15 protein-coding genes are annotated in these 13,544 nt (G+C 59.0%); 1 reads left to right on the forward strand and 14 read right to left on the reverse strand.

What is annotated here, in order from left to right; all coding sequences use genetic code 11:
* Window positions 1-3: 3 nt before the first annotated feature.
* The 14 genes from atpG to BUE38_RS11605 form a co-directional block, all read right to left on the reverse strand.
* A complete protein-coding gene (atpG, locus tag BUE38_RS11540; RefSeq protein WP_073435351.1) occupies window positions 4-882 on the reverse strand; it encodes a F0F1 ATP synthase subunit gamma in 879 nt (292 codons plus the stop codon).
* Window positions 883-981: 99 nt separating this feature from the next.
* Entirely contained in the window at window positions 982-2,526 is a 1,545-nt protein-coding gene (gene atpA, locus BUE38_RS11545; protein ID WP_073435352.1) for a F0F1 ATP synthase subunit alpha, read from the reverse strand.
* Window positions 2,527-2,542: 16 nt separating this feature from the next.
* Complete coding sequence (locus BUE38_RS11550; protein ID WP_073435353.1) at window positions 2,543-3,082, reverse strand: F0F1 ATP synthase subunit delta; 540 nt, start codon at window positions 3,080-3,082, stop codon at window positions 2,543-2,545.
* A 10-nt stretch (window positions 3,083-3,092) separates the two neighbouring features.
* Complete coding sequence (locus BUE38_RS11555; protein ID WP_073435354.1) at window positions 3,093-3,563, reverse strand: F0F1 ATP synthase subunit B; 471 nt, start codon at window positions 3,561-3,563, stop codon at window positions 3,093-3,095.
* A 65-nt stretch (window positions 3,564-3,628) separates the two neighbouring features.
* Window positions 3,629-3,877, reverse strand: coding sequence for a F0F1 ATP synthase subunit C (gene atpE / locus BUE38_RS11560; protein WP_013334203.1), 249 nt, complete (start codon window positions 3,875-3,877; stop codon window positions 3,629-3,631).
* A 72-nt stretch (window positions 3,878-3,949) separates the two neighbouring features.
* A complete protein-coding gene (gene atpB, locus BUE38_RS11565) occupies window positions 3,950-4,813 on the reverse strand; it encodes a F0F1 ATP synthase subunit A (RefSeq protein ID WP_073435355.1) in 864 nt (287 codons plus the stop codon).
* 12 nt (window positions 4,814-4,825) lie between these two features.
* Window positions 4,826-5,212: an ATP synthase subunit I gene (locus tag BUE38_RS11570; protein WP_073435356.1), complete on the reverse strand. Its 387-nt coding sequence runs from the start codon at window positions 5,210-5,212 to the stop codon at window positions 4,826-4,828.
* A gap of 237 nt (window positions 5,213-5,449) precedes the next feature.
* Entirely contained in the window at window positions 5,450-6,373 is a 924-nt protein-coding gene (locus BUE38_RS11575; RefSeq protein ID WP_073435357.1) for a ParB/RepB/Spo0J family partition protein, read from the reverse strand.
* A 112-nt stretch (window positions 6,374-6,485) separates the two neighbouring features.
* The gene (locus BUE38_RS11580) at window positions 6,486-7,256 is read right to left on the reverse strand and encodes a ParA family protein (protein WP_073435358.1); all 771 of its coding nucleotides are present in this window, start codon (window positions 7,254-7,256) and stop codon (window positions 6,486-6,488) included.
* Between the two features lie 99 nt (window positions 7,257-7,355).
* Entirely contained in the window at window positions 7,356-8,024 is a 669-nt protein-coding gene (gene rsmG / locus BUE38_RS11585; protein ID WP_073435359.1) for a 16S rRNA (guanine(527)-N(7))-methyltransferase RsmG, read from the reverse strand.
* Entirely contained in the window at window positions 8,021-9,916 is a 1,896-nt protein-coding gene (gene mnmG / locus BUE38_RS11590; RefSeq protein ID WP_073435360.1) for a tRNA uridine-5-carboxymethylaminomethyl(34) synthesis enzyme MnmG, read from the reverse strand. Before mnmG ends, rsmG begins: the two co-directional genes overlap by 4 nt.
* A 546-nt stretch (window positions 9,917-10,462) precedes the next feature.
* A complete protein-coding gene (locus tag BUE38_RS11595; RefSeq protein WP_073435361.1) occupies window positions 10,463-11,248 on the reverse strand; it encodes an amino acid ABC transporter ATP-binding protein in 786 nt (261 codons plus the stop codon).
* Window positions 11,249-11,281: 33 nt separating this feature from the next.
* On the reverse strand, window positions 11,282-11,953 hold the full coding sequence (locus tag BUE38_RS11600) for an amino acid ABC transporter permease (protein WP_073435362.1): 672 nt from the start codon (window positions 11,951-11,953) through the stop codon (window positions 11,282-11,284).
* Between the two features lie 174 nt (window positions 11,954-12,127).
* On the reverse strand, window positions 12,128-12,880 hold the full coding sequence (locus BUE38_RS11605) for a transporter substrate-binding domain-containing protein (protein ID WP_073435363.1): 753 nt from the start codon (window positions 12,878-12,880) through the stop codon (window positions 12,128-12,130).
* Between the two features lie 212 nt (window positions 12,881-13,092).
* Between BUE38_RS11605 and erpA the strand changes: the two genes are divergently transcribed.
* Window positions 13,093-13,446 carry an iron-sulfur cluster insertion protein ErpA gene (gene erpA, locus BUE38_RS11610; protein ID WP_073435364.1) on the forward strand — a complete coding sequence of 118 codons (354 nt, stop codon included), beginning with the start codon at window positions 13,093-13,095 and terminating at the stop codon, window positions 13,444-13,446.
* The last annotated feature ends 98 nt before the right edge of the window (window positions 13,447-13,544 follow it).

Here is a 13,544-nt window from a genome sequence, read left to right on the forward strand (position 1 = left end):
GCGCTATACGGCAGCGGCGCCACCAACGATCTCGGAGATTTCCTGGGTAATCGCAGCCTGACGGGCCTTGTTGTACACCAGCTCCAGATCGTCAATGAGGTTGCCCGCATTGTCCGTCGCACTTTTCATGGCGACCATTCGCGCTGCCTGCTCGCAGGCCACATTCTCGGCCACAGCCTGATAGACCTGCGCTTCAACATAGCGCACCAGCAGACTGTCGAGCAGCGCCTTGGCATCCGGCTCATACAGGTAGTCCCAGCTGTTGGGACGCTTGTTCTCGTCGTCCTGCGCAGTATCGGCTTGCTCAGCCAGCGGCAATAGCTGACGGACCACCGGCTTCTGCGTCATGGTGTTGACGAATTCGTTGTGCACCACGTAAAGACGATCCAGATTGCCTTCATCGTAGGCATCCAGCATCACCTTCACGCTACCGATCAGATCATCAAGTTGCGGAGTCTCGCCCAGGCCGCTTACCGCTGCCACCAGGTTCCCACCGTACTTGCGGAAGAACCCACCGGCCTTGCTGCCCAGTGCGCAGAAATCCAGCTCGGCACCCTTGTCGTGCCACTCTCTGGCTTCCTTGACCGCCGCCTTGAACAGGTTGACGTTCAAGCCGCCGCAGAGACCACGGTCAGAGGAGACAACGATGAATCCGACACGCTTGACCTCACGCTCATCCATCCACGGATGACGATACTCCGGGGTAGCCCGGGAGAGGTGACCCACAACAGCACGAATCTGCTCTGCATAGGGCTGGGTAGCCTGCATGCGATCCTGGGTCTTGCGCATCTTCGACGCTGCCACCATCTGCATCGCATTGGTGATCTTCTGCGTGTTCTTGATGCTCGCAATCTGAGTGCGAATCTCTTTTCCGACTGCCATGGCGATCTACCTTTGTTCGGGGCTCTCAGAAGGTTCCAGGGCCCGCCTCCGCGCTATCGAAAACCTTCGGCCGAAAAACGCTCGACGGGCCAACGGGAATTACCAGCTCTGGGAAGCCTTGAACTTCTCGAGACCCTGCTTCAGGCCGTCCTTGATCTCGTCGTTGTAGTCGCCAGTGTCGTTGATCTTGTCGATCAGGTCGCTGTGCTCGGACTTCATGTACTCATGCAGCGCATGTTCGAAGTCGAGCACCTTCTTGACCTCGACATCATCGAGGAAACCTTCGTTGGCGGCGAACAGCGAGATCGCCATTTCCGCCACGGACATCGGCGAGTACTGCTTCTGCTTCATCAGCTCGGTAACACGCTGACCGTGCTCCAGCTGCTTGCGCGTGGCCTCATCAAGGTCAGACGCAAACTGGGAGAACGCCGCCAGTTCGCGGTACTGGGCCAGCGCCAGACGCACGCTACCGCCGAGCTTCTTGACGATCTTGGTCTGAGCAGAACCACCCACACGCGATACCGACAGACCAGCGTTGATCGCCGGGCGGATACCGGAGTTGAACAGGTCAGCCTCGAGGAAGATCTGACCATCGGTGATCGAGATGACGTTGGTCGGAACGAACGCGGAAACGTCGCCGGCCTGGGTCTCGATGATCGGCAGAGCGGTCAGAGAACCGGTCTTGCCCTTGACCTCACCGTTGGTGAACTTCTCGACGTAGTCGGCGTTGACGCGTGCGGCGCGCTCGAGCAGACGAGAGTGGAGATAGAAGACGTCACCCGGGTAGGCTTCACGGCCCGGTGGACGACGCAGCAGCAGGGATACCTGACGGTAGGCCACAGCCTGCTTGGACAGATCGTCATAGACGATCATCGCGTCTTCACCGCGGTCACGGAAGTACTCGCCCATGGTGCAGCCGGAGTAGGCGGCGAGGAACTGCATCGGCGCCGGATCAGCAGCACCGGCGGCAACGACGATGGTGTGCTCCATGGCGCCGTGCTCTTCGAGCTTGCGCACCACGTTGGCAATCGTCGACTGCTTCTGGCCGATGGCGACGTAGACACAGGTCACACCCGTGCCCTTCTGGTTGATGATGGCGTCGATCGCGATGGCGGACTTACCGATCTGACGGTCACCGATGATCAGCTCACGCTGACCACGACCGATCGGCACCATGGCGTCGATGGACTTGAAACCGGTCTGGATCGGCTCGTCGACTGACTGACGAGTGATAACGCCGGGAGCGACCTTCTCGACCGCATCGGTCAGCGTGGTACCCAGATCGCCCTTGCCGTCGATCGGGTTACCCAGAGCGTCGACCACACGACCGCGCAGCTCGGGGCCTACCGGCACCTCGAGGATACGACCGGTACACTGGGCAGTCATGCCCTCTTCAAGCTCCAGGTAATCCCCCAGAACCACGGCGCCGACGTTGTCGCGCTCGAGGTTCAGGGTCATACCGAAGATGCCACCGGGGAATTCGATCATCTCACCGAACATTGCGTCGGCGAGGCCGTGGATCTGCACGATACCGTCAGACACGCTGACAATCGTGCCCTGATTACGGGCTTCAGAAGCAACATCCAGCTTTTCGATACGCTGTTTGATGATGTCGCTGATCTCGGAAGGATTCAGTTGCTGCATGCCATGTCCCTCAGACTCAGGCGGAAAGTGCTTCCTTGAGGCGGTTCAATCGACCGCGTACCGAACCGTCGATGACGGTGTCGCCGGCACGCAGGATCACGCCGCCCAGGAGCGTCTTGTCCACCTGAGTGGTAATGGAGATTTCGCGGTTCAGACGCTTGGCCAGTGCACTCGCGAGCGATTTTTCCTGGGCCTTGGTCAGCGGGAAAGCGGAATGAATGTCGACATCCATGCGCTTTTCCTGCTGGGCCTTGAACGCCTCGAACTGTTCGGCAATGGCGCCGAGCGCCGACAGACGGCCCTTGTCGCCAACCAGGCGGATGAAGTTGCGGAGATCGTCATTGACGGCGTCACCACAGACGTCAACGACAACTTCAGCCTTCTCCGCGCTGGACAGCTTTGGATTGCCGAGGACCCGGGAGCGCATCTCGTCATCAGCAACGATCTGCGCTACCTGGGTCAGCATGCCGGACCAGTCGTCGAGCGCGTTCTTCGCCACAGCGTGCTCAAAGGCAGCCTTGGCATAAGGACGAGCGATAGTTGACGATTCCGCCATGGGTACCTCCTCAGAGCTCTTTGGCGAGTTTGTCGACCAGCGCAGAATGCTGCGTCTTGTCGATGGAGGACTCCAGAATCTGCTCGGCGCCCAGAATGGCAAGCTGTGACACCTGACCGCGAAGCTCTTCCTTCGCACGGGTCACTTCCTGCTCGATCTCGGTCTTGGCCTTGGCAATCATGCGCTCGCCTTCCAGGCGGGCGTCTTCACGTGCCTGCTCGAGCTTCTGGTTGGCCTGTTTCTGGGCCTGTTCCAGGATCTCGGCCGCTTCTTCCCGGCTCTTGCGCAGGGTTTCGCTGGCCTCTTGCTCGGCGACCTCAAGGTCACGCGCCGCACGGCTGGCAGCATCCAGACCATCGGCGATCTTCTTCTGACGTTCCTGCAGCGCTTGCATGACCGGCGGCCATATAAACTTCATGCAGAACCAGACGAAGAACGCAAAGGCGATAGCCTGGCCAACTAGGGTAAGGTTCAGGTTCACGCCAGCACCTCTCGCGTTAAGGGTTTGGGGTTAACGGTTCGACAGCTCCTGCGAGCGTCGCTCGATTAACCGACAAACGGGTTCGCGAAGGTGAAGAACAGCGCGATACCAACACCGATCATGGTTACGGCGTCAAGCAGACCAGCAACGATGAACATCTTGACCTGCAGCATCGGGATCATTTCCGGCTGACGTGCTGCGCCTTCCAGGAACTTACCGCCGAGGATACCGAAGCCGATAGCGGTACCCAGGGCACCCAGGCCAATCAGCAGGGACACGGCAATAGCGGTCATACCCAGAACTTGTGCTTCCATGGTGGTCTCTCCAGTTTTCGTTTAATGGTTAAGGGTTAATGGGTTGGGTTTCAGGTTCAAACAGTGAAGCGGTCAGTGCTTCTCCACCGCCATGCTCAGATAGACGATGGTCAGCATCATGAAGATGAAGGCCTGCAGGGTGATGACCAGAATGTGGAACACCGCCCAGGCAAAGTGCAGCGGCAGCTGCCACAGACCAATCATGGCGATCAGGATGAAGATCAGCTCACCGGCATAGAGGTTACCGAACAGTCGCAGTGCCAGAGAGATCGGCTTGGCCAGCAGGGTCACGGTCTCCAGCAGGAGGTTGACCGGAATGAACAACGCCTGGACCAGCTTGTTGGGCGAGTTGAACGGATGCAGGGTCAGCTCACCGATGAAGCCGCTGAAGCCCTTGGCACGGATGGTGTAGAAGATGACCAGGCCGAACACCGACAGCGCCATGCCGAGCGTGGCATTGACGTCTGTGGTGGGCACCACCTTGAAGTAGACATGCGCCGGATCTGCGCCGAACAGGGCTCCGATCTTCGCTGCCAGCATGGGCAGGAAGTCAACCGGCACCAGGTCCATGAGGTTCATCAGGAACACCCAGCAGAAGATGGTCAGTGCCAGCGGGGCGATCAATCGGCTCTTGCCGTGGAAGGTGTCCTTGACCGAGTTGTCGACGAACTCGACCATCAGCTCGACAAAGTTCTGCAGCGCACCAGGCACACCGGTGGTAGCCGCATTCGCCGCCTTCTTGAACAGCCAGATGAACAGCAGGCCAAGGCCGATGGACCAGCCCAGGGTATCCAGGTGCACCGCCCAGAACCCCATGTCGGAGGCTTCCTGCGCGGAATGAGCAATCGACCAACCATTGTCGGGGTGCAACCCGAAGGTCAGGTTCTGCAGGTGGTGCTGGATATACTCCGTCGGAGTCGGATTATTGCCTGCCATGTCTGCCTCGTGTCAGGTGTGCGACGGTTGCTTTACCAGCCAGGGACCCAGCCAGTGCACAAACAGCGTCACCACATAAGCGCCAAAGAAAAAAGTTGGGTTTGAAGGAGGCACTGCGATGAACACCAGGGTGAACAGCGCCGCCGTCAAACCGAACTTGCCTGCTTCTGCACGGTAAAAACCGTTGATGATGGCCCGCGAGTAACGAGCCCCCTGATAACGGAATACCCGCCAGGCGAAGAAGGCATTGGGGAGAAAGGCCACCAGACCACCGGTTGACGCCGAAGCGGCACCCGGGATACCGGAAAACCAGGCCCCCAGCAGACTCAGCAGTGCAACAACCGCCAATTGCGCAAGCAGCAGGCGCTGCACCTGGGGTCGTTGTATCCTGGCCGCCAAGGAAATCTCCCGCCGCGCCGCCTGGCGCGAAACTGTCGTCATCCACTGCCGACGTGACACACCACCGACAGACTCCGGCGCGATTATAGGGAAGCCCCCTTACACCTTCAACCGAAGTAGTAACGATTTGTCCGCACTTTGGGCCTGCTTTCGACCAAATGTCGAGAAAAAACCACAATACTTATTAGCAAGCTAATAGGTTTACTGCGTTTCTTCAGCTCCCTCTCGCCCTACCGCTCAGCGAATGTGCTCGAGAATTCCATCCAACTCATCAAGGCTGGAGTATTGAATGGTTACCTTGCCCTTGCCCGCCTTGCCGTGCTGAATGCGCACAGGAGCTCCGAGCACATCAGCCAGTCGTGACTCCAGCCGCTCCACATCGCGATTTGGCTCGGGCTTGTCGGCTTTTGTCCGTGGGCTGGTCATCTGCTTGACCAACGCCTCGGTGGCTCGCACGGTGAGATCCTTGTTGACCACCTCATGGGCCGCCTTGCGCTGCTTTGCCGCAGGCAGCGACAACAACGCGCGAGCATGGCCCATGTCGAGGTCGCCACGCTCGAGCAGGGTCAGGACTTCGGCATCCAGCGACAGCAGGCGCAACAGGTTGGTCACCTGGGCACGTGAACGGCCTACCGCATCTGCCACCTGCTGCTGGGTCAGCTCGAACTCCTCGAGCAGGCGCTTCAGTGCTATCGCCTCCTCCACCGGGTTGAGGTTCTCGCGCTGAATGTTCTCGATCAGCGCCAGTGCCAGTGCCACCTCGTCAGTGACCTCACGGATCACCGCCGGGATGACATCCAACTCGGCCAGTTGCGAAGCGCGCCAGCGACGCTCGCCGGCAATGATCTCGTAACGATCAGGACCAATCGGGCGCACCACGATGGGCTGCATAACGCCCTGAGCACGGATCGAGTCGGCGAGCTCCTCGAGAGCCTCGGGTTGAATATCGCGTCGCGGCTGATAACGGCCACGGGTCAACTGGCCCAATGGCAGGCGCTCGAGGCGCTCCTCGAAGACAGCCGGCTCAGCCGCATCGGCAGTGCCATCCACCGCGGCTTCCAGCGCCTCTCCGGAATCCGGCAGATCCAGGCTGTCACGGCGACGTGCACCGGCACCGATCAGCGCATCCAGTCCTCGACCCAGGGCGCGTTTACGCGTCATCAACTATCCCTCACTCTTCTCGAATCTCATTCTAGAAACCCGGTTTTCGAAACCCCGGTACCACCGGTTGAATACACTGCATCAACCAGGCCCGACACCAGCGGCCAGGCCGCTAGAGGGACAGACGGCGAATCAGTTCCTTGGCCAGTACGCGATGCGCCTGGCTACCCCGTGAGAAACGCGCGTACTTGGTCACCGGCAACCCATGGCTGGGAGCCTCGGCAACACGCACATTGCGGGGAATGGTGGTCTTGAGCAGGGCATCACCGAAATAGTCGCGCAATTGCTTGCTGACATCACGCGTCAGGCTATTGCGGGAATCGAACATGGTGCGCAGGATGCCGTAGATTTCCAGCGAAGGGTTCACGCTATCCTTGATCTGCTCGACGGTATCAAGCAGAGCCGAAAGGCCTTCCAGGGCGTAGAACTCGCATTGCAGGGGGATCAACACACCATCCGCGGCGGTCAGCGCATTGACGGTCAACATGTTCAGTGACGGCGGGCAGTCAATCATGACCACGTCATATTCGCTGGCCACTTCGTCCAGCGCTCGGGCCAGGCTACGCTCGCGCCCCTCGCTGCGGTCGAGCAGTTCAACCTCGGCGGCGGTCAGATCACCATTGCCCGGCAACAGAGCATAGCCCGCCTCGGGGCAATCGAGAATCACCTCCACCGGACGCTTGTCGCCGAGGATGACATCGAGCACGCTGCCCTCGAGCTCATGCTTGTCGACACCACTGCCCATGGTGGCATGGCCCTGGGGGTCGAGGTCGACCAGTAATACGCGACGATCCAGCGAAGCAAGGCTGGCGGCCAGGTTCACGGCGGAAGTGGTCTTGCCGACTCCACCCTTCTGGTTGGTCAAGGCGATGATCTTGGTCACGGCGACATCCTTGCTTGGGAAATCTCGTCTTGGAAAATCCAGGGCAGCTGATGAAGAGCCATACCCACTCCTCGGACTGGCCACGCCCCCTCAAAGAGGCTAGCGGGCGCTGGCGTCAGGTTCCAGCACAACCAGCTCACGCACGCCAGACTCGAAGGGTACCGGTAGCGTCAAACGGGCAACCTGATGCACGTCGGCATCCAACTGGGCGAGCTCACCTTCCACCGCCGGCCCCTTCATCGCCAACCACTGGCCATCCTCGGCGATCAGCTCGCGGGTCAGGCCGATGAAATCAGCGAGACTGGCAAAAGCTCTCGACACCACCTGGTCGAAACCTCCAGCGGGAGCAGAAAACTGCTCAACCCGTGCCTGGACCGGTGTGACGTTGCCCAGGCCCAGTTCCATCACCGCCTGACGCTGGAAGCGAACCTTCTTGCCGTTGCTGTCGAGCAGGGTCACATCCAGTTCCGGCGCCAGTATGGCCAACACCAGTCCCGGCAAGCCGGGGCCAGAGCCGACATCCAGCACTCTGGGGCCGCGGACATGTGGCAGCACTGCCGCACTATCGAGCAGGTGACGTGACACCATGTCGAGCGGATCCCTCACTGCGGTGAGGTTATAGGCCCGGTTCCACTTGTGCAACAAACTGACCAGGGCGGACAGGCGCTGCTGCTGTGTCTCGCTGGCAGTAATGCCAAGCGCCTTGAGACCTTCCTCAAGTCGCTGATTGATCGCGTTATTCTGTGCTTCGGTCAAGACCGTTGTCATCCGCTGACTACCTGCTGTTTGTCCAGCATGCGACGTTTCTTGAGATGAATCAGTAGAATCGAGACGGCCGCAGGTGTCACGCCGGAGACACGTCCAGCCTGAGCCAGAGTCTGCGGGCGGGCCTCACTGAGCTTCTGGCGAATCTCGTGAGACAGCCCCTCGATACGCTGGTAATCCAGGTCTTCCGGCAGAGGCGTTGCCTCATGGCGCTTGAGCTTGTCGATCTCATCCTGCTGACGATCGATGTAGCCCTGATACTTGGCCTGGATCTGGACCTGTTCGGCAACCGACTCATCATTGATCGCGTCACCCTTGAGTCCCGCCACGTCGGCATAGCCGAGCTCGGGGCGCTTGAGCAGGTCCATCAGGCTGTACTCACGAGCCAGTGGCTTGCCGGTGATGGCCTCGACACTGGCGGCAGCTTCCGTGCCGGGTTGTACCCAACTGGCCTTGAGCCGCGCGTTTTCCTGCTCCACTGCCTCACGCTTGGCACTGAAACGCGACCAGCGCAGGTCTTCGATCAACCCCAGCTCACGGCCACGCTCGGTCAGACGCATGTCGGCGTTGTCCTCGCGCAGTAACAGGCGATATTCGGCACGTGAGGTGAACATGCGATAAGGCTCACGCGTTCCCAGGGTAATCAAGTCATCGACCAGCACGCCCAGGTAGGCCTCATCACGCCGGGGGCACCAGGCCTCCTGACCACGTGCGCGAAGCGCCGCATTGAGTCCTGCCAGCAGCCCCTGGGCACCCGCTTCCTCGTAGCCGGTGGTGCCGTTGATCTGGCCCGCGAAAAACAGGTTGTGGATAAACCGGGTTTCCAGAGAGTGCCTGAGATCACGCGGATCAAAGAAATCATATTCGATGGCATAACCTGGACGCGTGATGTGGGCGTTCTCCAACCCTTCCATCGAACGTACCACCTGCAGCTGCACGTCAAAGGGCAGCGAGGTCGAAATACCATTTGGGTATAGCTCGTGAGTGTCGAGGCCTTCGGGCTCGATGAACACCTGATGGCTCGACTTGTCGGCAAAGCGATGCACCTTGTCCTCGATGGACGGGCAGTAACGCGGGCCGACCCCCTCGATGACACCGGAAAACATCGGTGACCGATCGAGGTTGGCGAAGATGATCTCGTGACTACGCTCATTGGTATGCGCGATATGGCAACTCACCTGACGGGGGTGCATATCACGTGAGCCCAGGTAGGACATTACCGGTGTTGGTGTATCACCGGGTTGCTCCTCGAGGCGGGAAAAATCCACGCTCCGGGCATCGATACGCGGTGGCGTCCCGGTCTTCAGCCGATCCACGCGGAATGGCAGAGCACGCAGGCGTTCGGCAAGTGCATTGGAGGGAGGGTCTCCAGCCCGCCCGCCGCGGCTCTTTTCGAGACCAATATGAATTACCCCGCCGAGGAAAGTACCGGTACACAACACCACGGTTTCCGCCAGAAAGCGTACTCCGGTTTCCGTCACTACGCCGCGAACCGTGTCCTGATCAACGATCAGATCCCCGGCAGCCTGTTGGAAAATGGTCAGGTTGGTCTGGTTTTCCAGCATCGAGCGGATTGCCGCCTTGTAGCGGACACGGTCGGCCTGAGCACGTGTGGCACGTACCGCAGGGCCCTTGCGTGCATTGAGCACGCGAAACTGGATGCCACCCAGGTCTGTCGCCAGACCCATGGCACCGCCCAGGGCGTCGATTTCCTTGACCAGATGACTCTTGCCGATCCCACCGATGGCGGGATTGCAGGACATCTGTCCCAGGGTCTCGATGTTGTGTGTCAGCAGCAGGGTTTGGCAACCCATTCGGGCAGAGGCCAGAGCAGCTTCCGTTCCGGCATGGCCACCGCCGATGACGATGACGTCAAAGCGGTCGGGATACTCCAAGGTTCACCTCGTTTTGGCGGTCAATCGCCAGCGTGGAAAAAGTGTCGAGTGAAAACGGTCTTGAAAACAAGCCCGCCAGTATAACGCCCCTGTGGGTAAACGTCAGGGTTTTCCACATAGGGTTCAGCAGAGGTCCCGCTTCTGGTCTTTCTTTATAAAAAGAATAAGTAAATAAAGAGAAGTTCTGTAATGGTAGTAACTACTGGTGTGGGTAATTTCTGTGGATAAGTTATTTTAATCTTTTAAAATCAATTTCTTGTTGAGTTAATAAAAGTTTGGAAAGCAGGCTTGCGAGTTGCGTATGAGTTGTCTGCAGCCTGTGGATGAAATGCCGGATTGCCCACAGGCAGAATCCTCCACTCGTTATCCACCGATCTCACGAACACTTGTCACCGCGATGGTGAACAACCCAGTAGAATCGCCAGGAGTCCCGTATCCTCCGACTATCGAGGCAATCATCATTTTTTTTATCCACAGGTGAAAAAAAGGCCTGTTGAGAAGCTCAACAGGCCTTGCTTGAGAAAATCCGGGGTTGGTGAAGCGTGATCAGTGCTTGAGGACGCGTGCCAGAAAGTTCTGTGTGCGCTCGTTGCGAGGGTTATCGAACACCTCTTCGGGAGCGCCCTGTTCGACGATCTCACCTTGATGGATGTAGATCACTCGGTCGGCCACTTCGCGGGCGAAGCCCATCTCGTGAGTGACGATGATCATGGTCATGCCTTCCCTCGCCAACTCGCGCATGGCATCAAGGACCTCGCCGATCATCTCGGGATCCAGCGCCGAGGTGGGCTCGTCGAACAGCATCAATCGAGGTTCCATGGCCAGAGCGCGTGCCAGTGCCACACGCTGCTGTTGACCGCCGGAGAGCTGGGATGGGTACTTGTCGGCCTGGTCACGAATACCGACGCGATCCAGCAGGCGCTCAGCAGTGGCGATGGCATCCGACTGCGGGACACCACGTACTTTCATTGGTGCCAGAGTAACGTTGTCGCGCACGCAGAGGTGCGGAAAGAGGTTGAACTGCTGGAAGACCATGCCCACCTCAGTGCGGATGGTCTGGAGGGCACGAGAGGCCTTGCCATGGGGCAGTAGGTCGTGGCTATCGACTCGCAGCTCACCGCTCTGGAATTCCTCCAGCCCATTGATGCAGCGAATCATGGTCGATTTTCCGGAGCCGCTGGCACCGATGACCACTACAACTTCGCCCTGGGAGACCTCGAGGTCGATATTGTTGAGCACATGCAGGCTGCCGAAGTGCTTGTTCAGGCCATGCATTCGTACGATGGGCTCGTCAGCCTGCTGTGCGCTCTTGTCGAGATTGATGTCGTTCATATCCATTTCCATGAAGTATCAGCACACAGCGGGTTATTCACCCACGAGGCCCTTGCGTTCGAGCATGCGCAGCGCAAGGGACAGGGAGAGCGTGATGGCCAGGTAGAGCAGCGCCACCATCAGGTAGACCTCGAGGGCCGTGAAGGTTGTGGCGATATAGATCTGTCCCTGGCGTACCAGCTCTCCCACGCCGATCACAGCGAACAGTGAGGTGTCCTTGATGCTGATGATGCCCTGGTTGCCGAGAGGAGGAATCATGCGGCGGAAGGCCTGCGGCCAGATCACATGACGAAAGGTCTGTTGCCGCGACAGACCGAGAGACAGGCCTGCCTCTCGCTGGCCGCGGGCAACGGACTGCACGGCGCCACGCACGATTTCGGAAATGTAGGCCCCGGAGTTGACAGCGATGGCTGCGATACCGGCGGTCAGTGCATTGATGGGCCCACCAATGATCTGCGGCAGGCCATAGAAGATGAACAGCACCTGCACGAGTACCGGAGTGCCGCGAAAGACCTCGATATAGACAATGGCGGGAATGCGCAGCCATACCTGAGGTGCGATACGCAACAGGCCGAAGATGATGCCGATGACCAGTCCGATGGCAAGGCCACCGAAGGAGATCAACAGCGTCCAGGGTATGCCGGTCAGCAGCTGCGGGATGGAAGCCAGAGCCGCCGACCAGTCAAAAGTGAAATCAACGTTCACGAAGGAGTCTCCGCGATTGGCGGAAGCACTGACACATCATCCCATGAGCACCGTGACGATGGTCAGGAAACAGCAGCGGAGTCAGCAGGCTGATGATCAGCGCTTCTTTATATTATGGATGGAAATGACGCTGACGGAGTCAGGCTTGACCCCGCCAGCATCAGCGAATGGGGCTTATTCGCTGGCCGAGCCAAACCATTTGGTATGGATCTCGTCGTAGGTGCCATCTTCCTTCATGGCGGCAAGAGCCTCATTGACCGGCTCGACCCACTCACTGCCCTTGACCAGGACAATGCCATACTGCTGACCTTCATACAGAGGGCCGACCACCTTGACCCGACCTTCGCCACGCGTCTGGGAGAAGTAACCGACATTGGGGGCATCATAGAAGGCGGCATCGACACTGCCTCCGAGCAGTGCCATATACATGTCACTGGTGCCCGGATAGGGGGTTATCTCGGCTTGATCTCCGAGATTTTCCTGCAGGAAGTCATAGCTGGTGGACCCGATCTTGGTACCGATGCGCATACCGGCCAGATCCTCGACTCCATCGACGCCCTCCTGATCGGCGCTTACCAGGACCTTCAGACCGCTGTCGTAGTAGGGATCCGAGAAGTCGACGATCTGCGCACGTTCGTCGGTAATGGTGACGCCGGCGATGGCGATATCGACGTTGCCGGTCTGTACGGCCGGGATGATGCCATTGAAGTCCATGGTGCGCAGTTCATAGTCGAAACCGGCACGCTCGGCGACTTCCTTGATGATGTCCATGTCGAAACCGATCATCTCGCCGGACTCCTGATCCAGCATCTCGAAGGGCACAAAACTCGGGTCGGTGGCGACGGTCAGAGTTTCTGCCTGGGCCTGGCTGGCTCCAGTCAGGGCCATGGCAGTGAGCAGCGCGGCAGACGTAAAGACTGATTTCATGGTTATCCCCAGAAAGAAATTATTGTTCAAACCCTCATTTACCTTGGCCAGGCAAGAGGAAGGGGTCAAGGGACACCGAGGGGGACCCTGTCAACGCACCAGATCGGCACAGTGACGGTATTGGCGCTGGTCGAGAGCTAAAGTTGACCCTTTTGGTGGGGATTGTGGATAATGTGTCATTGCATGACATTCACCGATTGCGGGAGCTCGCCATGAGCGGAGCCGAATCCTTTGTACCTACCCCTCTACTGCTGTCCGATAATGCCCAGCGTCGCTTGCGCGCGCTCAAGGCAGAGGAAGAAGCAGAGCGTATTGCCCTGCGGGTCTATGTGACCGGCGGCGGTTGCTCGGGGTTTCAGTACGGCTTCGATGTGGCCAACGGCATCAATGACGATGACACCGAGATTCCCTTTGGTGATGTCTCGCTGATCGTCGATCCATTGTCCTGGCAGTACCTGGTGGGTTCCACCATCGACTATGAGGAAGGTCTGGCCGGCGCACGTTTTCTGGTACAGAACCCCAACGCCACCACTACCTGCGGGTGTGGCGCGTCCTTTATGGTCTGAGTCCGGCTGGCGACAAGCCATTGCCCATCGCAGGGGTCATTCGGCTGCCTGTATCTCGAGTTCTGGTTCCCGAGTTCAGCTTGTCCACAGCCCGTCGT

Origin of the sequence: Halomonas cupida, from assembly GCF_900142755.1 — a bacterium.
GTDB lineage: Bacteria > Pseudomonadota > Gammaproteobacteria > Pseudomonadales > Halomonadaceae > Halomonas > Halomonas cupida.